The 24,268-nt window shown below is 43.2% G+C and carries 23 protein-coding genes and 1 pseudogene; 18 read left to right on the top strand and 6 right to left on the bottom strand.

Going from position 1 to position 24,268, the window contains the following annotated elements; all coding sequences use genetic code 11:
- Positions 1-19 precede the first annotated feature (19 nt).
- The 8 genes from NST13_RS03800 (at position 20) to NST13_RS03765 (ending at position 8,561) form a co-directional block, all read left to right on the top strand.
- Positions 20-1,162 carry an acyl-CoA dehydrogenase gene (locus tag NST13_RS03800; RefSeq protein ID WP_342581456.1) on the top strand — a complete coding sequence of 381 codons (1,143 nt, stop codon included), beginning with the start codon at positions 20-22 and terminating at the stop codon, positions 1,160-1,162.
- Positions 1,163-1,185: 23 nt separating this feature from the next.
- Positions 1,186-2,823 (top strand): AMP-binding protein, encoded by a 1,638-nt coding sequence (locus NST13_RS03795; protein ID WP_342469334.1) that lies wholly within the window; start codon positions 1,186-1,188, stop codon positions 2,821-2,823.
- Between the two features lie 83 nt (positions 2,824-2,906).
- On the top strand, positions 2,907-4,265 hold the full coding sequence (locus NST13_RS03790; RefSeq protein ID WP_342581455.1) for an acetyl-CoA carboxylase biotin carboxylase subunit: 1,359 nt from the start codon (positions 2,907-2,909) through the stop codon (positions 4,263-4,265).
- 15 nt (positions 4,266-4,280) lie between these two features.
- A complete protein-coding gene (locus NST13_RS03785; RefSeq protein WP_342581454.1) occupies positions 4,281-4,991 on the top strand; it encodes a hypothetical protein in 711 nt (236 codons plus the stop codon).
- Between the two features lie 77 nt (positions 4,992-5,068).
- Positions 5,069-5,284, top strand: coding sequence for an acetyl-CoA carboxylase biotin carboxyl carrier protein subunit (locus NST13_RS03780; protein WP_342469337.1), 216 nt, complete (start codon positions 5,069-5,071; stop codon positions 5,282-5,284).
- Between the two features lie 10 nt (positions 5,285-5,294).
- On the top strand, positions 5,295-6,227 hold the full coding sequence (locus tag NST13_RS03775; RefSeq protein ID WP_342469338.1) for a hydroxymethylglutaryl-CoA lyase: 933 nt from the start codon (positions 5,295-5,297) through the stop codon (positions 6,225-6,227).
- Positions 6,205-6,987 (top strand): enoyl-CoA hydratase, encoded by a 783-nt coding sequence (locus tag NST13_RS03770; RefSeq protein WP_342469339.1) that lies wholly within the window; start codon positions 6,205-6,207, stop codon positions 6,985-6,987. The genes NST13_RS03775 and NST13_RS03770 overlap by 23 nt, the downstream gene beginning before the upstream one ends.
- Positions 6,988-7,022: 35 nt before the next feature.
- On the top strand, positions 7,023-8,561 hold the full coding sequence (locus NST13_RS03765; protein WP_342581453.1) for an acyl-CoA carboxylase subunit beta: 1,539 nt from the start codon (positions 7,023-7,025) through the stop codon (positions 8,559-8,561).
- Between the two features lie 184 nt (positions 8,562-8,745).
- Here NST13_RS03765 and NST13_RS03760 read toward each other — a convergent pair whose 3' ends face one another.
- Together NST13_RS03760 and NST13_RS03755 are read right to left on the bottom strand one after the other, a co-directional pair.
- Positions 8,746-8,877, bottom strand: a complete 132-nt coding sequence (locus NST13_RS03760; protein WP_342469341.1) for a hypothetical protein — start codon at positions 8,875-8,877, stop codon at positions 8,746-8,748.
- Between the two features lie 3 nt (positions 8,878-8,880).
- Positions 8,881-9,522, bottom strand: coding sequence for a hemolysin III family protein (locus tag NST13_RS03755; protein WP_342581452.1), 642 nt, complete (start codon positions 9,520-9,522; stop codon positions 8,881-8,883).
- Between the two features lie 165 nt (positions 9,523-9,687).
- Here NST13_RS03755 and NST13_RS03750 point away from each other — a divergent pair, with 165 nt between their 5' ends.
- The 4 genes from NST13_RS03750 to msrB all read left to right on the top strand — a co-directional run bounded on the left by NST13_RS03750 (position 9,688) and on the right by msrB (position 12,295).
- The gene (locus tag NST13_RS03750) at positions 9,688-10,530 is read left to right on the top strand and encodes a DegV family protein (protein WP_342581451.1); all 843 of its coding nucleotides are present in this window, start codon (positions 9,688-9,690) and stop codon (positions 10,528-10,530) included.
- Between the two features lie 208 nt (positions 10,531-10,738).
- Positions 10,739-11,317 (top strand): YpmS family protein, encoded by a 579-nt coding sequence (locus NST13_RS03745; protein ID WP_342469344.1) that lies wholly within the window; start codon positions 10,739-10,741, stop codon positions 11,315-11,317.
- Positions 11,318-11,328: 11 nt separating this feature from the next.
- Positions 11,329-11,862 carry a peptide-methionine (S)-S-oxide reductase MsrA gene (gene msrA, locus NST13_RS03740; RefSeq protein WP_342581450.1) on the top strand — a complete coding sequence of 178 codons (534 nt, stop codon included), beginning with the start codon at positions 11,329-11,331 and terminating at the stop codon, positions 11,860-11,862.
- Complete coding sequence (msrB, locus tag NST13_RS03735; protein WP_342471297.1) at positions 11,849-12,295, top strand: peptide-methionine (R)-S-oxide reductase MsrB; 447 nt, start codon at positions 11,849-11,851, stop codon at positions 12,293-12,295. The genes msrA and msrB overlap by 14 nt, the downstream gene beginning before the upstream one ends.
- 49 nt (positions 12,296-12,344) lie before the next feature.
- Here the strand turns inward: msrB and NST13_RS03730 are convergent, their stop codons facing one another.
- From NST13_RS03730 to NST13_RS03715, 4 genes are all read right to left on the bottom strand, one after another.
- Complete coding sequence (locus NST13_RS03730) at positions 12,345-13,490, bottom strand: Ger(x)C family spore germination protein (RefSeq protein WP_342469346.1); 1,146 nt, start codon at positions 13,488-13,490, stop codon at positions 12,345-12,347.
- The gene (locus NST13_RS03725; RefSeq protein WP_342581449.1) at positions 13,487-14,941 is read right to left on the bottom strand and encodes a spore germination protein; all 1,455 of its coding nucleotides are present in this window, start codon (positions 14,939-14,941) and stop codon (positions 13,487-13,489) included. The genes NST13_RS03730 and NST13_RS03725 overlap by 4 nt, the downstream gene beginning before the upstream one ends.
- Before the next feature lie 15 nt (positions 14,942-14,956).
- Positions 14,957-16,063, bottom strand: a complete 1,107-nt coding sequence (locus NST13_RS03720; protein WP_342581448.1) for an endospore germination permease — start codon at positions 16,061-16,063, stop codon at positions 14,957-14,959.
- Between the two features lie 106 nt (positions 16,064-16,169).
- Positions 16,170-17,966: a methyl-accepting chemotaxis protein gene (locus NST13_RS03715; protein WP_342469349.1), complete on the bottom strand. Its 1,797-nt coding sequence runs from the start codon at positions 17,964-17,966 to the stop codon at positions 16,170-16,172.
- A gap of 126 nt (positions 17,967-18,092) precedes the next feature.
- Here NST13_RS03715 and NST13_RS03710 point away from each other — a divergent pair, with 126 nt between their 5' ends.
- The 6 genes and pseudogenes from NST13_RS03710 to NST13_RS03685 all read left to right on the top strand — a co-directional run bounded on the left by NST13_RS03710 (position 18,093) and on the right by NST13_RS03685 (position 24,229).
- A complete protein-coding gene (locus tag NST13_RS03710; protein ID WP_342469350.1) occupies positions 18,093-18,323 on the top strand; it encodes a YozE family protein in 231 nt (76 codons plus the stop codon).
- A gap of 76 nt (positions 18,324-18,399) precedes the next feature.
- Positions 18,400-19,104: a purine-nucleoside phosphorylase gene (gene deoD / locus NST13_RS03705; RefSeq protein ID WP_342469351.1), complete on the top strand. Its 705-nt coding sequence runs from the start codon at positions 18,400-18,402 to the stop codon at positions 19,102-19,104.
- 187 nt (positions 19,105-19,291) lie between these two features.
- Positions 19,292-20,779, top strand: a complete 1,488-nt coding sequence (locus tag NST13_RS03700) for a S41 family peptidase (RefSeq protein ID WP_342581815.1) — start codon at positions 19,292-19,294, stop codon at positions 20,777-20,779.
- A 71-nt stretch (positions 20,780-20,850) separates the two neighbouring features.
- A complete protein-coding gene (locus NST13_RS03695) occupies positions 20,851-21,756 on the top strand; it encodes a GTP-binding protein (RefSeq protein ID WP_342581447.1) in 906 nt (301 codons plus the stop codon).
- 793 nt (positions 21,757-22,549) lie between these two features.
- Positions 22,550-22,927 (top strand): annotated as a pseudogene (locus NST13_RS03690) (CAP domain-containing protein); the annotation flags it as partial.
- A 225-nt stretch (positions 22,928-23,152) separates the two neighbouring features.
- Positions 23,153-24,229 (top strand): undecaprenyldiphospho-muramoylpentapeptide beta-N-acetylglucosaminyltransferase, encoded by a 1,077-nt coding sequence (locus NST13_RS03685; protein ID WP_342581446.1) that lies wholly within the window; start codon positions 23,153-23,155, stop codon positions 24,227-24,229.
- Positions 24,230-24,268 lie beyond the last annotated feature (39 nt).

The following is a 24,268-nucleotide window of genomic DNA, read 5'->3' as shown; positions in this document are numbered from 1 at the left end:
ATGATAGGGGGAAATGTTCATGAATTTTGAACTAACAAAGGAACAATTGATGATTCAAGAAATGGTAAGAGATTTTGCAGAACAGGAAATTAAACCTTATGCAAGAGAACATGATGAAAACTCCACATTCCCAATCGAAACGTTCAAAAAAATGGGGGAGCTTGGACTTCTGGGGATTCCGTTTCCTGAAGAATACGGAGGTTCAGGTGGAGATACGATTTCCTATGTCATTGCCGTCGAAGAAATCGGAAAAGCCTGTGGCGGCACTGGGCTCAGCTATGCAGCGGCCATCAGTTTGGGCGCTTCACCAATCTATTATTTCGGAACAGAGGAGCAAAAACAAAAATGGCTCGTTCCGATGGCCAAAGGAGAAGCTCTCGGTTCATTCGGGTTGACAGAGCCGAATGCAGGTTCAGACGCCGGTGGAACAAGAACAAAAGCTGAACTGGTGGGCGATGAATACATCATCAACGGCGAAAAATGTTTCATTACAAATGCCGGATACGCAAGACAAGTGATTGTAACCGCGGTTACCGGAGAAAGGGAAGACGGAAAGAAAATCATCACGTCCTTCATCGTTCCGACTGATGCTGAAGGGGTAACCATCCGTTGCGATTACGACAAAATGGGGGTACGTGCTTCCAACACTTGTGAAATTGTTTTGGAAAATGTCCGCGTGCCAAAAGAAAATGTATTGGGCGACCCGAAACGTGGATACAGCCAGTTCCTGAAAACGTTGGACGGCGGACGGATTTCCATCGCCGCCTTATCGGTAGGGATTGCGCAAGCCGCTTATGAAAAAGCGTTGAAATATGCAAAAGAAAGATATCAGTTTGGACAACCGATTTCCAAATTCCAGGCTATTCAGTTCAAATTGGCTGATATGGCCATGGAAATAGAATTGGCCCGCAACATGGTATATAAAGCTGCGTGGCTGAAAGACAACAATAAACCTTTCGGAAAGGAGGCGGCATTTGCGAAACTTTTCGCATCGGAAATGGGCTTCAGAGTATGTAATCAGGCCATTCAAATTCATGGCGGTTACGGTTACATGAAAGAGTACGATGTGGAAAGACATTTACGGGACATCAAACTGATGGAAATTGGTGAAGGTACTTCCGAAGTTCAACGCCTTGTGATTTCAAGATTAATTGGGTGCTAATAAGGATATAAAGGAGGAATGGAATGGCTGATCTCGTTTATAAAACTATCGGTCAATTATTGGAGGAGCAAGCGGAAAAATATCCAAACAAGGAAGCGGTAGTCTATTCCGACCGCAATTTGAGGCTGACATACCAGGAATTTAATGCGTGGTCCGATCAAGTGGCGAAAGCATTGATGGCTCTTGGCATCCAAAAGGGAGACCATATCGCCGTTTGGACAACGAATGTGCCTGAATGGGTGGCACTTCAATTTGCCACTGGAAAAATGGGGGCACCGCTCGTGACAGTGAATACGAACTACCGTACTGCGGAATTGGAATATTTATTGAAACAATCCGATTCCCAAACACTGATCCTGATTGAACAATACAAAGACCATCGCTTCATCGATACAGTATACGAAATCTGCCCAGAGTTAAAAACATGTAAACCTGGCGAACTGAAATCAAAACGTTTGCCGATGTTAAAAAATGTCATCATTATCAGCGAAAAACAATTCGATGGCGTTTACAACTGGAATGATGTCATTAAATTGGCGGAACAAGTATCGGATGAAGAATTGGATAAAAGAAAAGCTGCACTTCATTATGATGATGTCATCAACTTGCAGTACACTTCCGGAACAACAGGCTTTCCGAAAGGCGTCATGTTGACACACTACAACATCGTCAACAATGCTATCAACATTGCCGAATGCATGAAATTGACGCATGAAGACCGCCTATGCATCCCTGTTCCATTCTTCCACTGTTTCGGATGTGTGATTGGTACGATGGCCATCGTTTCTGCCGGCGGTACAATGGTACCGATTCAGGAATACAACCCGGTGGAAGTATTAAAAACGGTGGAAAAAGAAAAATGTACAGCTCTTCATGGCGTACCGACCATGTTCATCAGCGAATTGAACTTGCCGAATTTTGATGAATTCGATTTATCCACTTTGCGTACCGGAGTCATGGCCGGTTCCAACTGTCCGGAAGAGCTCATGAAATCCGTCATCCAAAAAATGAATATGAAAGATATTACGATTTGCTACGGACAGACGGAATCTTCCCCGGTGATTACGCAAACGCGCACAGATGATCCGTTTGAGTTGAAAGTGGGATCTGTTGGCCGCGCTTTGCCGAACGTGGAAGTGAAAATCATCGATCCGACAACAGGAAAAGAAGTGCCGCCAAATACACAAGGCGAACTTTGCACGCGTGGTTACCACGTGATGAAAGGATATTATAAAAATCCGGAAGCGACAAGCGAAGCCATTGATGAAGACAATTGGCTGCACACCGGAGATTTGGCCACGATGGATGAAAACGGCTATGTCCGTATTACAGGCCGCCTGAAAGATATGATCATCCGTGGAGGGGAAAACATTTATCCGCGGGAGATCGAGGAATTCCTATATAAAAATCCAAAAATCTATGATGTGCAGATAGTTGGCGTGCCTGATGAAAAATACGGGGAAGAAGTGGCTGCTTTCATCATCTTGAAACAAGGCGAAACGGCAACCGCCGAAGAAATTCGCGAGTTCTGCGAAGGGAAGATTTCAAAACACAAAATCCCGAGATATATCTTCTTTGTGGATCAATATCCAATGACAGCATCCGGTAAAATTCAGAAGTTCAAATTGAGGGAGCAATTCACTGCAAAACTGGTTCATTGATGAAAGCAATCGGCGTTCTTTCGAGCGATTGCAAAACTTGTACAAAAAAAGCACTAAACGGTATGGGAAGGAGTAGTATGCCGATGTTTAAGAAAATTTTAATCGCAAACCGCGGAGAAATTGCTAGAAGAGTGATTCGTACCTGCAAAAAATTGAACATTCAAACGGTTGCAGTGTATTCGGAGGCGGACCGGGATGCCATTTTCGTAAGAGAAGCGGATGAAGCCTATGAAATCGGTAAACCTCCCGTTGCCTTAAGCTACTTAAATATTGAGAAAATCATAGAAGTGGCGAAAAAGGCGAATGTTGATGCCATTCATCCAGGCTACGGCTTGCTTTCTGAAAATCCGAATTTTGCCAAACGCTGCGAGGAAGAGGGCATTGTCTTCATTGGACCAAAACATGAAGTCATTGCCGCAATGGGAAGCAAGCTGGAAGCGAGAATCAAGATGAAGGAAGCGGGAGTGCCGATCATCGAGGGCGTCAATGTGGCAATCGAAAGCGTGGAAGAAGCGATCAAAGTGGCAGAGGAAATCGGTTATCCGTTAATGTTGAAAGCTTCTAGCGGCGGCGGTGGCATCGGCATGCAGCGAATCCATAACCAGGAAGAACTTGCAAAAGCCTTTGAGGGCAATAAAAAGCGGGCACAATCCTACTTTGGCGACGGAACGATGTATATCGAAAAATACATCGAAAATCCGCACCATGTGGAAGTTCAAATTATAGCCGATGTTCATGGGAACGTCGTGCCGCTTTTTGAACGGGAATGTTCCATCCAGCGTCGCAATCAAAAAGTCATTGAAGAAGCCCCGTCCCCAACCCTTTCTGAAACGACTCGTGAAAAGATGCTGGAGGCGGCCGTTCGGGCGGCACAATATATCGGCTATACCAATGCAGGAACCATTGAGTTTCTGGTGGATGAGAAAGAGAATTTCTATTTCTTGGAAATGAATACCCGCTTGCAAGTGGAGCACCCGGTGACGGAAGAAATCACCGGCGTGGATCTGGTTGAACAGCAAATCCGCATTGCCCAAGGACTTCCGTTAGAAATTTCCCGCGATTCTTTACAAATCAAAGGGCATGCGATTGAAGCGCGAATCTATGCGGAAGATCCGGTTACATTTTATCCTTCTCCAGGAGCGATTTCGGTTTTGGAATTGCCTGAAGGGGAAGGCATCCGCAATGACTGCGCCGTCGAGTCAGGTTCCAATGTGACCCCGTTCTATGATCCGATGATTGGAAAGCTGATTTGCTACGGCGAAACGCGGGAACAGGCATGCAAACGTTTAGTGAAGGCATTAAAACAGTACAAAGTGGAAGGAATCAAAACCAATATTCCGATGTTATTAAAAATTGCCAGCCACAAAGAATTTATTAAAGGCAATATTACAACAAGTTTTGTAGATGAATATTATTTACCCGAAGTCCAAGTGACAAAGTAATGGAAATGAAGCAATTTGAAGTGGAAAGAGAATAGGGGCGTTTGGGACGCAGGGTGTGGATTTGGTAGTGCCTTATGCGGGATGTGCACGAGCGGTGGTGTTATCCGAGCGAATGAAGGTGCTATCCGCACGAAAAGGATGGCCATCCGCACAAAACAAGGTGGCAAACGCACAAAAAAGATGGCCATCCGCACAAAACAAGGTGGCAAACGCACAAAAAGGATGGCCATCTGCACAAAACAAGGTGGCAAACGCACAAAAAGGATGGCCATCCGCACAAAACAAGGTGGCAAACGCACAAAAAAGATGGCCATCCGCACAAAACAAGGTGGCAAACGCACAAAAAGGATGGCCATCCGCACAAAACAAGGTGGCAAACGCACAAAAAAGATGGCCATCCGCACAAAACAAGGTGGCAAACGCACAAAAAGGATGGCCATCTGCACAAAACAAGGTGGCAAACGCACAAAAAGGATGGCCATCCGCACAAAACAAGGTGGCAAACGCACAAAAAGGATGGCCATCCGCACAAAACAAGGTGGCAAACGCACAAAAAAGATGGCCATCCGCACAAAACAAGGTGGCAAACGCACAAAAAAGATGGCTATCCGCACAAAACAAGGTGGCAAACGCACAAAAAAGATGGCCATCCGCACAAAACGAGGATGTATCCGCACCAAATGGATACTTATCCGCACAAAACGGGCAAACATCCGCACCAATTGAACAAACAGCCCAACACCCACATCCATCAACGCCCTATCCCTTTCCCTAAAGAATAGAAAAATTGGAGGTTGATGATAATGGCAACATTAGTAAAAGCAAATATGGCAGGAACAGTTTGGAAAATCGTCGTATCAGAAGGTGAACAAGTACAAGAAGGACAAGATGTTGTAATCTTGGAATCCATGAAAATGGAAATTCCGATTGCAGCGGAAGCAAATGGGGTTGTGAAGAAAATCTTTGTGCAAGAAGGCGATTTTATCAACGTGGATGATGACATTTTAGAAATCGAATAGGGGGAAAAGGATGAAGCTTCCGACAAAAGTGACGATCAAAGAAGTCGGGCCAAGGGATGGTTTGCAAAACGAGCCCAATTTTATTGAAACAAAGGAAAAAGTGGATTGGATCAACCGGCTGAGCAAAACCGGTTTATCCTATATCGAAGTATCCTCCTTCGTTCATCCGAAGTGGATTCCCCAATTGGCAGACAGCGAAGAAGTTCTAAAGTCCATCAAAAGAGAAGCGGGTGTGACTTATGCGGCGCTGGTGCCGAATATTCGCGGCCTTGAACGGGCATTCAACTGCCATGTGGATGAAATCAGCGTTTTCATGTCCGCCAGCGAAGGGCATAACAAAAGCAATATCAATAAATCGATTGATGAAACTTTCCCTGTATTAAAAGAGGTCGTGGATGAGGCGAAAAAGGCGGATCTAAAAGTACGGGGTTACGTATCGACGGTGATTGCCTGCCCGTATGATGGGCCGGTTGCACCGGAGCAGGTGTTGAAAGTCGTTGATCGATTGGCGGAAATGGGCGTTTATGAAATTTCTTTGGGCGACACGATCGGCGTCGGCGTACCTACCCAAGTGGAAAGCTTATTGGAAACTTTATTGAAGCATTTCCCGCCTCAACTCTTTGCCATGCACTTTCATGACACGAGAGGAACAGCCCTTGCCAATGTGGTGAAATCGTTGGAGATGGGCATCACCACTTTCGACAGTTCGACGGGTGGTCTTGGAGGGTGTCCGTATGCCAAAGGAGCGAGCGGCAATGTGGCTACGGAAGATTTGAACTATCTGCTCACCGCAATGAACATTGAAACCGGCGTAAATCCGGAAGCGCTGATTGATTCGGCTTTCTTTATCGAAGAAAAAATCGGCAAGAAACTCATTTCGAAACAATTGGAAATTGCCAGAAACGAAAGGAGCGCAAACGTTGACAACGCTCGTACAGTTTAACGAAATCGAAAAAGGAATCGGTTTGATCACACTGAACCGTCCGGAAGCGGCCAATGCAATGTCCCTTCAACTATTGAAGGAACTGAATGAAACTTTGGTTGCCATCTCCAAAAACCGGGAAATCCGTGTGGTGTTGATCACAGGCAGCGGTGAAAAAGCGTTCTGCGCCGGTGCAGACTTGAAAGAACGGAAAACCATGAATGAACAGCAAGTGAGGGAAACGGTCAAACTCATCGGCAGCACCGTCAATCAGGTGGAAGCTCTTCCGCAACCGGTTATCGCTGTCATGAATGGCGTCGCTTTTGGCGGAGGACTCGAACTCGCGTTAGCTTGCGATCTTCGCATTGCCAGCAGTGAAGCCAAAATGGGACTGACGGAAGTTTCCCTCGGCATCATTCCTGGTGCAGGTGGAACGCAGCGTTTGCCTCGCATCATCGGGGTCGGAAAAGCGAAAGAGCTTATATACACGGCACGAAGAATTTCCGCGAATGAAGCCCTTGAAATCGGCTTGATCAATTCGGTGTACGACAAGGAAATTTTGCTTGAGAAAGCGACGGAACTCGCTTTGGAAATTGCCAAAAACGCACCGTTATCATTGATTCAGGCAAAGGTGGCCATCAACAAAGGCATCGAGGTGGATTTGACAACCGGTCTTAAAATTGAAGAGCTTGCCTACAATGAGCTTTTGCATACGGAAGACCGGTTGGAAGGTTTGGTGGCGTTCCAGGAAAAACGACAACCACAATATCAAGGAAGATAGCCGCGACACATCACAAATCAAAGGAGGATTCATCCATGAGTGATACGGTTACAAAAAAGGCTCACGCAGATTTAATAGAAGAAATCAAAAAAGGTGGCCATGAAAAGTACCATCAAAAAAATAAAGAACAAGGAAAACTGTTCGTACGCAACCGTTTAAAGCTGCTTCTTGATGAAGATGTGCAAATCGAAGACGGCCTATTCGCCAACTGTGTGGCTGGCGACTTGCCTGCGGACGGCGTGGTGACAGGGATTGGAAAAATCAATGGCCAAACGGTATGCTTTATGGCCAATGATTCCACGGTAAAAGCCGGATCCTGGGGGAAAAGAACCGTAGAAAAAATCTTGCGCATTCAAGAAACGGCCGAAAAACTGGCTTGCCCGATCATTTACCTGGTGGATTCTGCCGGTGCCCGCATTACGGACCAAGTGGAAATGTTCCCGGGACGCCGTGGAGCTGGCCGCATTTTCTATAATCAGGTGAAACTTTCAGGAAAAGTGCCGCAAGTTTGCTTGTTGTTCGGGCCTTCTGCAGCGGGTGGTGCCTACATACCGGCTTTCTGTGATGTGGTCATCATGGTGGAAGGAAATGCATCCATGTATTTAGGTTCACCGAGAATGGCGGAGATGGTGATCGGAGAAAAAGTGGATCTGGAAACAATGGGTGGAGCAAAAATGCACTGCTCCGTATCCGGCTGCGGCGACGTGCTTGCCAAAACGGAAGAAGAAGCCATTGAATACGCAAGAAAATATTTGAGCTATTTCCCGAATAATTACCGGGAAAAGCCTCCGGTGGAAGCGCCAAAACTGCCTGCGAACTTTGAAAAAACGATTGAGGAAATCATTCCAAAAAATCAAAACGTGCCATTCAATATGTATGATTTGATCGATCGAATCATTGATGAAGGTTCCTTCTGTGAAGTGAAAAAACTGTTTGCGGCGGAACTCATTACCGGCTTTGCCCGGATTGATGGACAAGCGGTCGGAATCATTGCGAACCAGCCAAGGGTGAAAGGCGGCGTGCTGTTCCACGATTCTGCCGATAAAGCCGCAAAATTCATCAATCTTTGCGATGCTTTCCATATTCCGTTAGTGTTCTTGGCAGACGTTCCAGGGTTCATGATCGGAACTCAAGTGGAAAGACAAGGCATCATCCGCCATGGTGCAAAAATGATTTTTGCCATGAGCGAAGCAACCGTGCCGAAAATTACGGTGATTGTGAGAAAGGCCTATGGAGCCGGGCTTTATGCAATGGCAGGCCCTGCATTCGAGCCGGATTGCGTAATTGCGTTGACAACGGCACAAATCGCCGTAATGGGACCTGAAGCGGCAGTGAATGCGGTTTACGCAAATAAAATTGCCCAGCTTCCAAAAGAGGAGCAGCAGGCCTTCATCGAGCAAAAACGCCAAGAATACCGGGAAGAAATCGATATTTATAAGTTGGCTTCCGAATTGATTGTCGATGATGTCATCGAGCCGAACGATTTGCGTCAAGTGTTGACGGCAAGACTGCATGCTTATGCTTCCAAATATCTTGTATTCTCGGAACGGAAACATGGCGTAAGTCCGGTATAATTGCACGAAAACAGAGCGGGAAGTGTACGCTCTGTTTTCTTTTTGGAAAATCGAAGGATATGAAATTTTTCGTTCGGCGATTAAATTTCGAATTTCGGCGATTAACGGCCACAGCAAGTGCCCCTTTTTCTCGTGCAGGCGATTAAGTTCACAACTTCGGCGAATATTTTTCCAAAAGGGGCGATTATTCCATCAGCTTGGCGATAATCGCCCTCAGCAATTGCACTTTTTCTCCACTGGCGGTCATCTTTCCGGAGTGGCGATAAGTTCCATTCCACTGGCCATTAATCAATGCCTCATGCCGCCAATGATCCAAAAATTACAAATACACCGCCACACAATACACCATGCAAACACAACCCGCAATCACAAATAAATGCCATATCGCGTGATTATATGGAAGCTTTCTCCATGCATAGAATATAGAACCGATTGTGAAAAACAATCCGCCGGCAAGCAAGACACAAAACCCTTCCAAATGGATGAATGCAAAAAGCGGTTTAACCGCAAAGATGATCAGCCAGCCCATCACCAGATACAACAATAAGGAAAATGCTTCAAACCGGTGAATAAATAAGCTTTTAAATACGATCCCGAAGATGGCGATCCCCCAAATGATGCACAGGAGAACGAGTCCGAGGGTTCCGCCGATGGCTATCAATAGAAACGGCGTATAGGTTCCTGCGATTAATACATAAATGGATGAATGATCGAGAATGGAGAAAAACTTTTTATATTTTTCGGGCATGCTATGTAATAAAGTGGACATGCAAAACAAAATAATTAATGAAGAACCAAAGATGGAAAAGGAGACAATTTCGATGGCGCTTCCCGAATGGGCGGCCAACAGAATTAACATCACACAGGCAGGAATACTGAAGAGAAATCCGATTCCGTGGGTGATGGCATTCCAACATTCTTCTTTCCAGTTTTTATAATCGAATGCTTCGATGTTGTTCATTTCATCAACCTCCTAATGACTATAACGATATACCAATACTTGCAGCGGCAACACTATCATTTGTCATATATTTGAAATTGTGTTGAAAGTGATGACAGTTGTCATCTTTACAACCATAAAAACCATTTATATAATGATTCAAATTAAGCAAGAGGAAGTGTATCAGTGGGAAAGATTCATATCGTCACGGATTCTTCATGCGACATCTCAATGGAAGAAGCGGCAAGAAAAAATATTCATATCGTGCCACTCTCTTTGCACATTGACGGGAAGACCTATGTCGATGGGGTGGATATTTCTCCGGAGCCTTTCTTGGATATGATGGATCAGGCAAAGGAATTGCCGAAGAGTTCCCAGCCGGCACCTGGCCGATTTCAAGAGGTGTATGAACAATTGGGGAACGTTGGGGGTGAAATCATTTCCATTCATGTGGCCGGGAAATTAAGCGGCACATTGCAATCCGCCCGCCAAGGAGCAGAGATGGCAAATGCCAATGTAACGGTGTTTGACTCCCGGTTCATTTCCACCGCTATGGCGATTCAAGTCCGGGAAGCCGCCCGTTTGAGGGATGCCGGAGCATCTGTCAATGAAATCATCAAGCGGTTGGAACTTGTCCGGGCCAACACAAAAATGTATATTTACTTGGAGACGTTAAAAAATCTTCTCAAAGGCGGACGGATAGGGAAGGGGAGGGCGCTTCTCGGTTCCCTATTGAACATCAAACCCATTGCGGTTTTGGAAGAAGGCGAGTATTTGCCCGTTTCCAAGATGAGAAGTTATGGCCAAGTGGTTAAATATATGTACAAAGAGTTTACAAAACATACTTCCGGGAAAACGGTCAAAGCGGTTTCTATTTCCCATGCCGGTGGAATGGACAATGTCGGAACTCCGTTGAAACATTTGATTGAACAGTCAGGATTTGATAATATTGAAGTCACATTCACTTCGCCCATCATCAGCACCCATGCAGGACGGGGCGCCATTGCTTTGGTGTTCTTTGCGGAATAACCGGCCAAAGAGCACTGCCCAAAGTGTCGATTCCCATTTTCGGAGGGATGGACACTTTTCTTTTTTCTCGGAAGCGTTTTAATTTATTTAATTTATTCCAAAATTTATAATAAGTTTAAAAAAGCAATCATATTTTATAGAGTTTGGTGCATAAAAAAAGATAATGTTAATAGAAATCTTTTTTGCCCATTGATAGGAGTGTCATAGAATGAATGTTTGGAAAGTCGCCTTTTTCACATTATCCGGCGCGATCGTCTTATTGTTGGCTTTACTCATTTACTGGGCGACTTCGCCAGTGAAAACGGCCGTTCCTTCTGCGGAAGAACCGGAAGCCAAGGAAACGGATAGTGTCCTGTATGTGGAGACGACAGCGGATGATTTTGAAAAATTGGCGATAAAATATATCAAACGAGAATTAAAAAATTCCGCTTTGCCGGTGGAAATCGAGGTTAATGATTCAATTCAGATATCCAGTGAAATTGTCGCATTTGGATACAATGTTCCTGTTTTGATGAAATTCAATCCCGTTGTGAATGAACATGGGAATATCCATTTGGTCCAATCGGAAGTGAATGTAGGAAGTTTAAATCTGCCTCCTTCGATGGTATTGAAATTATTGGATCAGGCAGTCCAATTTCCTGAATGGATGGTTATCAGACCCGATGCCAAAGAAATCTTTGTCGATCTGTCCAATTTAACCCTTTCTTCCGGTGCAAAGGTAAAAGCGAAAGAGATTGACTTGAAAAATAATCAAATTCAATTGGAAATCGTAATACCAAATCAATAGGAGTGAGTATGATGTCAAAAGAACTTGCTACATTTGCTGGCGGGTGTTTTTGGTGTATGGTCAAGCCTTTTGATCGTCTTGAAGGGATTGAAAAAGTCGTTTCAGGTTATACAGGTGGACATGTGGAAAACCCTACATATCAACAAGTTTGTTCCGGTACAACCGGGCATGTGGAAGCGGTGCAAATCACTTTCGATCCGGAAGTCATTCCTTATGAACAACTGGTGGAGATATACTGGAAATTGATTGATCCGACTGATCCGGGCGGCCAATTCCATGATCGGGGAGAGTCTTATCAAACAGCCATTTTTTATCATAATGAAGAGCAAAAAAACATTGCCGAACAATACAAAAAATGGTTGGAAGAATCGGGGAAATTCGACAAACCGATAGCGGTAAAAATTTTGCCCGCAAAACCCTTTTATCCTGCGGAAGAGTTTCATCAGGATTTTTATAAGAAAAAACCGCTCGATTATGAACGATATTTTGTTGGATCAGGGAGAGCGCAATTTATCAAGCAGCATTGGGGGGATTTATATGAATAAAGAGGAACGTTTGAAACAGTTGACGCCGATGCAATATTATGTGACGCAGCAAAATGGCACAGAACCCCCATATCAGAATGAATATGACCAGCATTTTGAAGAAGGGATTTATGTGGATATCGTTTCCGGAAAGCCGCTGTTCAGCTCAAAGGACAAATTTGATGCGGGATGCGGCTGGCCGAGCTTTGCAAAACCCATCGATCCGGATGAAATTGTCGAAAAATTGGATACATCTTACGGCATGCGCCGCATTGAAGTCCGCAGCAAAACGGCGGACTCCCATCTGGGCCATGTATTTCCGGATGGACCGCGGGCGTTGGGGGGGCTCCGTTATTGCATCAATTCCGCCTCGTTGCGGTTTATTCCTAAGGAAAAATTGGAAGAAGAAGGCTATGGTGAATATTTAAAGCTGTTTGAAAATGATAAAGAATGAAAAAAAAAGATGATCCGCAAAGTGTATCGGATCATCTTTTCATTTTGAATCAAGGATGATCGATTGTATTTTTATACATCGTTCTTCCCGCTCTCACTTTATCAACGATCACATTCACATTGACGGAATCTTCGGTCAATGGAATGACGCCGTTTTTTTGGAGTTTTTTCCAAACGCCCACATGTTTCCGGTAAAGAACTTCTGAAAGGCGGTAAACATCGCTGTTTTTTTCCAATCCCAACTTATAAGTTTCCAATACTTCTTTTTCGATTCCTTTTTTAACCGCTTGCCGGATCGCATTCTCCGATACGTTCACATCAAAACTGTTCACTATGGTGCTCACTGAAATGTTGATGTCGAACTTGACGTTAGTTCCATCCACTTTCGGAACGATTTTCACTTTTTTATTTTTATTCGAAAAGGTAAAGTCGCTTCCATCTATTTTTGTTGACAAATAATTGGTGATGGATTCGTTTGTTATCCATTGCAGCCCATTGGCAGCATCCTTTTTTAAATACCCTTTGAAACCTGTTGGGGTGACAAGGGCTACCCCTTCAATATTATAAGATGCATCAACCCCTCTTTCCGTATGCCAGTTTTCTTTTTCCGTCACATACGGCATCAGGACAATATGGCTTGGTTCATTTAATTGGATAATTAATTTCCGGACATTGATCGGTTCGATGAAAGAATCCTGTTCATATGAATTTAAAGGGTTGGCCAATTTCGTCAGCGTGATGGCTTTTCGTAAAATAGGGGTTTCAATAAAGATTTGTTCCAATGGCTCATCCGTTGCGTAAACCCATGTTTGATAGCGGGTATTGATATATCTTGTAAACGAATTGAGGACTTCATTCAAATGCGCTTCTTTCAGTAACTCTTCACTAAAAATCAAGAAAGTCAAATGACCGAAAAACAATTTCTCATCAACGCTTCTGTACAATTTTTCAAACGCTTCATCAATGGTTTTGCCTTTGATGAACCCCACTTCGGACTGCATCACATCCTGGTTGATTTGTTCGGATCTTGCCACATTCGCAAAACTGACGAGTTGTACGTACACATGAAATTCATCTTCCTTATAATCGATTCCAACCCCATGAACGTAAAGCATCCGTACACTTTCTTCCGAATCCCAACAACCGGAAAGAAAGATCAAACTTGCGATAATCAAAATCATTTTGAGTTGCTTCATTGTTTTCCCTCGTCATTCGTTCTTGTATTATCAATTGGACGTAACATTTCCGGCCTGTCTTTATATTCTTTAGGAGACAAACGGAACAAAGATTTGCCAAGTGTGGACCAGTCCAAATCCGCTGCAAAATTCAAGTAAGGGACTCCGAAAATCCGCATATTCGCAATGTATATAATAAGCAGGAAGATGCAAATGAAAAATCCGAAAAGGCCAAAGAAGGATGTGAAAATAATAAAAATAAAACGGATAACGGTAATGATTGTAAGCAATGACTGGTTGGCAATGGTGAAAGTGGCTACAAAGGATAAAGCAATCACCACAAGCATCGCGGGACTTGTAATTCCGGCACGGATGGCGGCATCTCCGATAATTAATCCGCCCACCACGCTGATCGTGCTTCCGATGGCTGTAGGAAATCTCATCCCCGCTTCCCGGAACATTTCAAACATCAAAAGCAGTATAATCATTTCCAGCGATGCAGGAAAAGGTAATCCATGGCTTGAAATAACAACGGTTGCGAGCAGTTGAAGGGGCAACTGGTTTTGATGAAAAGTGGTCAGTGCAAGCCAAAAGGCGGGAAGTGTAACCCCTATGAAAACGCCGATCAAGCGCATCGCTCTCTCAAATGCGCTGAACAAAATAGGGTATTCAAAATCCTCCCCGGCTTTTAACAAATAAGGGAAGTTCACCGGCGTGATAATGGCGTAACTGACACCATCCACTAAAATGACGATTCTTCCCCGGATCAATGATTGGATGGCGAAATCCGGTCTTCCGGTTTCATTCGTCCATGGCATCATCCATCGTTTTTTATCAATTCGTTCAATTAACGTATCGCCGTTTAAAAGGATATCCGTCTCAACATTTTGAAGCAGTTTTTTCACTTCTTCGACAATTTCCTTATTCGTAATATCTTCCATGTATAATATGGCCACGGTCGTTTTCGATCTCTTTCCGATCACGATTTTTTCCACACATAAAGAATTGGTTGGGAGACGTTTCCGGATCAAGGCAATATTCGTAGCAACATTTTCAATAAAGTTGTCCCGCGGCCCTTTTATCAATACTTCCATTTTGGTCTCTTCCGGATTGCGGTTCGGTTTTTTGGCGATATTGCAAGTGAACAGCACCTGCAATTCATCCATATAAATCGCCAGTTTTCCGGTAAAGACATCCGTAATAATCTCTTCTTTTTCAACGGTTTTTTTCAGTTCGGGAAAAGGCAATTTCCGCAATAGATCTTCATTCAGTTGCTGTTCCACTTTTTCGATGAACTTTTCCATCGATGGCAAAATATAATTGAACAGGATTTGTTGATCGATCATTTCTTCGCAAAAAATCAAAGTAAATGGAACGTTTTGGATTTGGAAAGGGTAAAAAATCACATCTTCGGATTTTTGGAACAACTTTTTCAAGGTATCGAGATTGATGGCCGCTTCATCCATGTTCATTCATACTCACTTCTTTCATTTCGTATTTTGCTGGGTGTCGCGACGTACAGTTTTTTTATCCAACATGCTGATCAAAATGAGTATGATCGATAGCAGGAAAAAGAACAGAAATGTTATTTCCAGAAAATAATAATTGTTCCATGTCAGGAAATTTTCATCCTGAATAAGAAACAGGGAGAAATTCAATATCACGAAGGGCGGCACCATATATAGCCAAATTTTCTTTGGCTGCCCTGTGAAATTTAGTATGTCGCAAACGATGAATAATATGATTCCGACACGAATGAACGTTCCTGCCAACCACTGATAAACGGATAAAAAATCCATATGCTCAATGAAGCGGCCAAAGGACACCAATGTCCATTCTTCATAAGCGGGATAATGTTGCTTTGCAGCCTCTTCCGGCCCGAATTCCACGATGGCGCCAATCAATGGCCCCATCGTCAAACCGATGAAACAAAACATGATAATACCCAGATGATACCATTTCAAAGGTTTTTTAAAATAATGCTGCAAAAAGAGCAACAAAAACAATTCTATGAATCCTGAAGCGGGGAAAATCATGGATATCAACACTGGACGCAACCCGTGTTCCAGCATGGGAAGCAGAAGTTCATAATTTTTCACTTGCATATTGGTGAAAGCTGCGTAAAAACCGAATATAATGACGAAAAAGAGTATGAAGGCATTCACAGTGACGATTGTTTGAATGTTGGTTGAAACCAGCAGGAAACATACGATGATATAAATCAAAATCAAAAAAGTGATGGGAGTGTTTTCTAAAAAGGTGGACGATATCCAAAGAATGGTTTCTCTCAAAGTGAAAGCGGCAAGGAAATAGGCAAAAATGACAAGGCCGAATAATAGGATTTTTGCCCCCACTTTGCCGATTCTTTCAGTCAGCCAAGTTTTCAACGGTTTCATCCGGGATTTTTTTTGTATATAAAGAATCCATAAGATCCATGGAAATATGGCAATGCCGGCCAAAAGGACAGTGATCCAGCCATCCCGTTTCGCCGTTTCCAAAACCGGTGAAATGACGGTTATATGATTTTTTAAACCGATACAAGTCATACAGATAAAAATGATGTGCAAAATCCCAATTTTTATTGAATTGCTCACCTTTTCCATCTCCCACATTTTCCTGTTGTATATAAAGTCTATCCAAAAATAAAAAAAATTCGCTATTTCTGAAGAAAATAGCGAATTTTTTATGTTGGCAGGCGGATTAAATTTTAAATTCACTCACAAGATTCCGTAAATCATCCGCCTGTTTCGCCAATTCCACGGCGCTGGCGTTGATTTCCTGCATCGACGCCGAACCTTGCATCGCCGCTTGGGCGGATTTTTCCGTAGCGTGGCTTGTATTTTGGCTGAGGGCATTCACTTCATTGAAAGATGAGGTCAACTCGTTCACAATTTCCAAAGTGGAACTGATTTTTTCCACCATTGAAATGATGATGGTTGTTGTCTTGTTTGTTTGTGTCAGGATATCGTTCAATACTTCGTTCGTCTCATCCGTCACTTTCACACCGCGGGAAATGGATTCAGCCCCTTTTGCATTTTGGGAAACGATGGTGTCGATTTCATTTTGGATGGAGTGGACGATATCCGCCACTTGTTTTGCCGCTTCCTGGGATTGGATGGCCAACTTCTTCACTTCATTACTTACAACGGCAAAGCCTTTTCCATGTTCGCCAGCCCGGGCCGCTTCAATCGCCGCATTCAGCGCCAATAGATCCGTCTGCTCCGCGATGGCGGTGATGGTTGAAATGATGGAATTGATATCTTTTGATTTTTGTCCCAATGTTTCAATCGTTGAAGTCGTGCTTTTCATTGTATTTTCAATGAAATGTATGACTTCTGTGGAATCTTGTACCGATTTGCTGCCGTTTTGTGCGGCCAGTTGCATTTCTTTTGCCGCTTTTTGAACTTCAAAAGCTTCCTGGTTCAATTCCACCATCGACTGTTCCAAAGCTTTCATTTTCATTCCCGCTTCATTCATTCGATGGATCGTTGTGCTGGAATCATTGGCAATTTCATTGGTGGAGCTGGCAATTTCATCAATGGCGATTGCATTTTCTTCCGCCAAAGCCATCAGTTCCTGCGAGCTGGATGAAACGTGCTCAGCCAAGTTTGCCACTTTTCTGACTAATGTTGATATGGATTCAATCAACAGGTTTGTTGAGTTGGCAATAACCGCAAATTCATCCTTTGTCGCCACTTTCACCCGACGAGTCAAATCTCCGCCGGCTTGGGCAATATCCAAAATCGAATCATTGATTTTGTTCGTATTGATGCGGATGGAACGCAATAGAAGGGAGCTGAAGATGATCGCGATCACCAATGCCAAAGAGGACAGTCCGATGAATGCGACCCGGGAATAATTGGCAAATGTTTCAATTTCCTTGATTGTCCGTTCATTTTTCGACTCCAATAATGTTAATAATTCATCCGCGTGTTTTTCGATGTTTCCTTTGATCGCTTGCCCTTCGCTTCTCTCCATCAAACGGACGGCTTGTTCATAACTGTAATATTGCCGTGTCTCAATCACGCCGCTGGAAGCGTATAAATATGTACGGAAAAATTGATGTATGTATTCGACCAGTTTTTTTTCTTCAGGACGGTTTTCAAATGTGGTGAGAAGTTCTGTCAATTTTTTATCAATGGTTTGTTTCGTCTCACTATATTTATTTAAGTTTTCTTCATCGCCATAAATGAGAAAAGCCTGTTCATAAATCGTCAAATTTGATATCTCGGTGGATAGTTGGTATATTTCCCTTTGTTCTTTCAAGTTCACATCCGAGAAATCATTTAAACTTTGTTGTAGTCTGGTGATGTTGATATAGGATAGAATAAGCATAATCACGATGATTGCAATGAGAATCGAAAAGGTGAGCAAAATTCTGCCACGCATCGTGTGGTAAAAACGGCCTTTCACAGCACTTTTCGATTCCGTTTTTCCACCCTTTGGCTGAACATTTTTCCTGGAGCTGTTTTTCAGTGTCTGCACATTTTCAGTCATTTTTGTAGTCATCCCCTTTAAAAATTCCTGTTTTCAATGTAGCATAATCACGAAATCTATTCTACTATGAAATGTAAAAAAAGTCCTATAGAATGATAATTTGTTTGTATAGGTAGGAGGTACCGAATGAGTCAAAGTTTTTATCAATTTGCACTATCTTTTCGCGGTGGGGATTTATCCGATCCAAAGACCCGATTTGCAGAAAAAATGTTCAAAGATCACAGTTTTCCCAAAGTCAGCGATTCCTTTGAAGAGCTGTCAAGTTATATTGAAACTTTGGCCGATGATGATTTATCGGCAAACGCTTTCGACGAACTTTGGGAAATCTACCGTACGAAAGAAAATTTGGGGGAATGAAGAGGAAAGTATCATTGCATAATTTTTGAAAAAAACGTATATTTTAGTTTGAATACATTGAAATGAGGGAAAGCCATTGAGTATTCATATTAATGCGAAACAAGGTGAAATTGCGGACATTGTGCTGCTTCCCGGAGATCCGCTGCGGGCGAAATATATTGCGGAGAACTTCCTGGAAGACGCGGTTTGTTATAATGAAGTGCGCAATATGTTCGGATTCACGGGAACGTACAAAGGTCACAAAGTTTCCGTGCAAGGGACAGGCATGGGAGTCCCATCGATTTCCATTTACATTACGGAATTGATGCAGGAATACGGTGTGAAAAAATTGATCCGGGTGGGCACTTGCGGCGCTTTGCAAAAAGATGTGAAAGTGCGGGATGTGATTTTGGCCCAGTCCGCTTCCACCGATTCCAAAATGAATGAAATCATTTTCCGTGGAATCGATTATGCACCAACAGCCGACTTTGATTTATTATTAAAAGCATATCAAGCCGGGTTGAAAGCCGGGTTGAATTTGAAGGTCGGCAATGTGTTCACTGCGGATATGTTCTACTCCGAAGAAAATCAAAACGAAAAACTGGCCCGTTACGGTGTTTTGGCGGTGGAAATGGAAACGGCCGCACTCTACACGTTGGCGGCAAAATTCGGCAGACAAGCGCTTTCTGTATTGACCGTTTCCGATCATATTTTGACCGGTGAAATTACGACTGCAGAAGAAAGACAAACAACATTTAATGACATGATCCATGTTGCTTTGGAAGCTGCAATTGAAGCCTGATTTTTCGCCGACGAACCAGGTTTGACAGAATCATTGGCCACTTTTTCCGCATCCAATCAACGAAGCCGAAAATATGTCGACTGTCATAAAATGTTGACAGTCTTTTTCTTTTCGTAATGGCTTGAAACTGTTAATATGAAATATGAAATGTTCGTATAAGAAAGTGTATATGAGAGTGGTGAAATTTATGGAAGAGCAAAATCAACAAGAGAAAGAGACGCAACAAGAAAAAGACCCGCAACAAGAACAAAACAAACCTGCTAAGCGATATATCCGGTTAAAACCGTTCAATTTTATCATGCTGATGGTCTTTACTATATTATTTACTGCCGGTTTGACAATCTTTGCTTTAACTTTCGGAGACAAGAAAGTGGTCGAAGTTCCGACTGAAAGGCAAGAATTTTCCCAACTATATGATGCCTATGATGAATTGAAAGAAAAATATTATACGGATATCGACGATAAAAAGATTATCCATGGCGCCATCAACGGCATGTTTGAAGCCCTTGATGATCCATATTCCGATTATATGGAGAAAGAAGATGCGGAACAGTTCAACTCCGAACTCTCATCCAGCTTCCAAGGCATCGGCGCTGAAATCCAGGAACGAAACGGGAATATTGTCGTTGTTTCTCCTATCAAAAATTCTCCAGCGGAAAAGGCGGGGCTGTTGCCGGAAGATATCATTGTTTCCGTTGATGGACAAAGCTTGCAAGGCATGAGCGCGACGGAAGCGGTGCTCTTGATTCGAGGGAAAAAAGGGACTCCGGTAACGTTGACGATCAAACGTGGAAATTCCGAAGATTTAATTGAAATGACCATTATCCGTGATGATATTCCGATTGAAACGGTTTATGGAGAAATGGGGGATGACAAAATCGCCCACATTCAAATCACATCATTCAGTGAAAATACAGCCGACGAATTGAGAAAACTTTTGGATCAATACGAATCGGAAGGCATGAAGAGCATCATTTTGGATGTTCGCCAAAATCCTGGCGGTTATCTGAATGCGGCCATTGATATTTCCAACCTATTTATTGATGAAGGAAAAACGATTGTCAAATTGCAGAGCCGCAAAGGGGAACCGGAAGTCGTTTTAAGCGAAGGCGGCAAAAAATACAAATATCCAATTATAGTATTGATTGATAACGGAAGTGCTTCCGCATCGGAAATTCTCGCAGGCGCGTTGAAAGAATCGGCAGGCGCAACGCTTGTAGGTTTGACATCCTTCGGTAAAGGGACTGTCCAAACGGTGACGCAGCTTCCGGACGGTTCAAACTTAAAATATACGACAGGCAAATGGTTGACACCGAAAGGCAATTGGATTCATGAAAAAGGAATCAAACCGGATGTGGAAGTGCAATACCCTGAATATTACAGTGCAACTTATATTGATCCAAATACGGAATTGAAAAGAGGCGTCGTTTCCAACTATGTGAAATCAGCGGAATTGATGCTTGATGCCCTTGGATACAATGTGGGCACAATTGATGAAACCTATGACGCATCAACTGAATCGGCGGTCGTTCAATTCCAAAGAGATCATGGTCTTGAACGTACCGGTGCAATTTCCGGTGATACAACCTATAAATTAATGGATGCTTTGCGTGAAAAAATCCAGAAAGACGATCCGCAAGTTTTAAAAGCGAAAGAGTTATTACAAAATCAATAATTGATGCAATGGGAGGGCTGCATTCAAACTTTTGAATGTCAGCTCTTTCTTCTGAATTGGAGGAATCATGAGTGAAAGATGTCTATTTATTCAGCGGTTTTTTAGGAAGCGGAAAAACTTCCATGCTGGTGGACGTATTAAGGCAATTGAAAGAAGAAGGTTTGAAGCCGGCTGTCATCATGAATGAACTGGGGGAAATCCCCTTTGACTCCCAAGCGGTGGATGAAGATGTTCCATTGAAAGAAATCCTTGACGGTTGTATTTGTTGCACGGGCGGGGAGAAGACGGAAGCCCAAATCCAAACATTGCTTTATGAAGCGGATTTTGACGTGCTCATCATCGAAACAACCGGAGCCGCCCATCCGGTGGAAGCGCTGGATGCAGTGTATTCTCCTTTATTTGCGGACCAGTTGAACATAAAGGGGATTGTGACTGTTGCGGACAGCAGACGTTGGCTTGGGCGGGATCAACTCTCTCCTCAGGCACGGAGCCTCTTTCTGGAACAAATCCGCCATGCCCATCTCATCCTCGCCAATAAAAGCGATTTGTTGACGGAAGAAGAAAAGGCGAGAGTGGTATTTGAATTGCAAGGGCTCAATCCGAACGCCTTCATTCTGCAAACGACTCATGGACGGGTGCCATTGGCAAGTTTGAAAAGTTTACAGGCAACAAAAGGGGATAAAGAAATTCAACCTGCCCAAATTGGACGGCATCTGCACTTGAATTCAAGAGTGATTGAATTCAACCGCAGTTTCACCCAGGAAGAATTTGAGGAATGGGTAAGAGAGCTTCCGGCAACGGTCTATCGGATGAAAGGCTTTGTTCCCATCGAAGGGATGCAATACCCGATGTTATTCCAATATGCATACGGTTTGGTCCAATGGATTCCGGAATATATGAAGATGCCGCCAAAAATCGTCATGATTGGAGAAAATGTACAGTCCGTACCTGTAATCGGCGAAGAAAACCGGTTGTAAATTTCGTAAAGGAAATGTCTTATATCTGTGAATCTCAACTTTTGTCAATAGTTTATTGTTAGCAATATATTTTTCAGTTGTAAAACATTGTATTTTTTTCTTCTGAAAACTCTTTAAATGATTGAGCCGAAAATGATTTGGCGTTTTTGGCAATAGCTGGACCATTTTTTTCAAGTTTTCTCCCTTATCATGGATATATTGAAAGGAGAGAAAAATAATGAAAAAATGGTTCATGACTTTTTGTGCATTATGTTTATTTGCAACGGTGGTTCCCCAAGCAAGTGCAACAACCATCAGTAAGGAGAACACGGGGCAACCTCCAGGAACGATACAAATCATCAAATTTGAAAATCATAACGGAATCATCGTCAAAAAAATTGAACGATGGGCATTAGGAAATGATGAACTTCTGAAAGATATGACACAAGCCGCCGAATTGGCAAAAAAGACCGTAAACAGCATTGTTTCCGATCCTTTTAAAGCCTTCAAGCAACCAACTGCGACCCAGGAAGAGGAAAAAACGGCTGTCAAAGTTCCGGCAAATTCAATAGCTGACAATTCTTCAGGACAGACAAATGCCTCTCAACATGCCGCAAAAGATGAAACAGAAAGCGGCAAAGGGACAAATAACGGAACGTCCAAACAAATCAATCACTATTTCAAAGGAAATCCATCCAGCCCGTCAAAAGGTGGGGAACAAGCGGCACCTGCAGTTCCATCAACACAAAATGCAGAGCCGCAATCGGAAAATCCTGCAACAAAAGAGAAACCGTCAACTTCTGTTACCAACCAAGTTTCAGAGTTTGAAAGACAAGTCGTTGAGTTGACAAATGCGGAACGGGCCAAAGCGGGTCTGAAACCTCTTACGATGTACAATCCTTTAATGGCCGTTGCCAAAGCAAAATCACAGGATATGGCGAATTTAGGTTATTTTTCCCATACAAGTCCCACTTACGGCAGCCCGTTTGACCAAATGCGTGCAGCCGGTATCCAATACAGAGCGGCTGGTGAAAATATTGCCCAAGGCCAAAGAACACCGGAACAGGTGGTAAATGCATGGATGAATTCACCAGGGCATCGGGCGAATATATTAAATGCGAATTATACCCATATCGGCGTAGGCTTTGTTGAAAATGGATACTATTGGACACAACAGTTCATTCAAATGTAAGGGAAAAAACAAATCACCCATCTCAATTGGTGGGTGTTTTTGTGTGGCTGTGGGTTGGAGGGTTTTTTGGAAAATTAAATGGATTCAGGCTTGCCTGGCAAATAGGCAAAATCCGGCCCGCCTTCTGCTTACACCATTGTTTCTATGGCGCTTTATGATAAAATCAGTGTTGACGGCATAATGTAATCATCAAGAATGCAGTTTCATGAGAATAGGAGAATTATCGTGGACAAAAAAACAATCGTTTTAACAGGTGGGGGAACTGCAGGGCACGTTTCATTGAATGAAGCGATTATTCCTTCTTTGCAAGAGGAAGGCTATTCCATCCATTACATCGGATCCCATGATGGAATTGAAAAAGAATTGATTACAAAAAATTTCCCCGACCTTCCATACCATAGCATTTCAAGCGGCAAATTGAGACGGTACTTTTCATTGAAAAACTTTACGGATCCCTTCAAAGTGCTGGCAGGGATCGGCCAAGCTTTCGCGATTTTGAAAAAAGTCAAACCATCCATTGTATTCTCAAAAGGCGGTTTCGTGTCCGTACCGGTCGTGATTGCGGCGAAATTGTCAAATATACCGGTCGTGATCCATGAATCCGATGTGACGCCCGGGCTTGCCAATAAGTTGGCCCAGCCTTTTGCATCCCATATTTTCACCGTGTTCCGGGAAACCTTGAAATATTTGCCGAAAGAGAAGTCGACATGCACCGGCTCGGTGGTTCGTGAACAGCTTTTTAAAGGAAATAAAATGCGCGGATTCAAACTTTGTCAATTTGAAAATCGAAAACCTGTGCTTCTTGTCATGGGAGGCAGCTTGGGATCAGTCGTCCTGAATGATGCCATCCGGAGCAATTTGCCTGAACTGTTGAAGGATTTCAATGTAATCCATCTATGCGGAAAAGGGAATGTCGATTCGTCTTTATTGGAATTGAAAGGATATAAACAGTTCGAATATGTTACAATGGAATTGCCGGATCTGATCAGCGCGGCGGATTTCGTCGTATCCCGTGCAGGCTCCAACTCCATTTTTGAATTCCTTGCATTAAAGAAACCGATGCTGCTCATTCCTTTATCATCATCGAAAAGCCGCGGGGATCAAATATTGAATGCAAGATTGTTCAAAAATCAAGGATTTGCGGAAGTGTTGGAAGAGGAACAATTGACGAAAGAAACGTTCCTGAAATCCCTGCAAACGTTAATCCGGAATAAAGATTCCATTTTGGATGCGATGTCGAAAGCGGAAAGACCGAAAACGCCGAAAGAGATGATCAAATTAATCCTGCAATATGAAAAATAATAAAAAAACACCAAATCATTTTTTGATTTGGTGTTTTTA

The sequence above is a fragment of the Ureibacillus sp. FSL W7-1570 genome, from assembly GCF_038593265.1.
Classification (GTDB): Bacteria; Bacillota; Bacilli; order Bacillales_A; family Planococcaceae; genus Ureibacillus; species Ureibacillus suwonensis.
The sequence above is the reverse complement of the archived record's forward strand: the minus strand, read 5'-3'. Positions and strand labels throughout refer to the sequence as shown.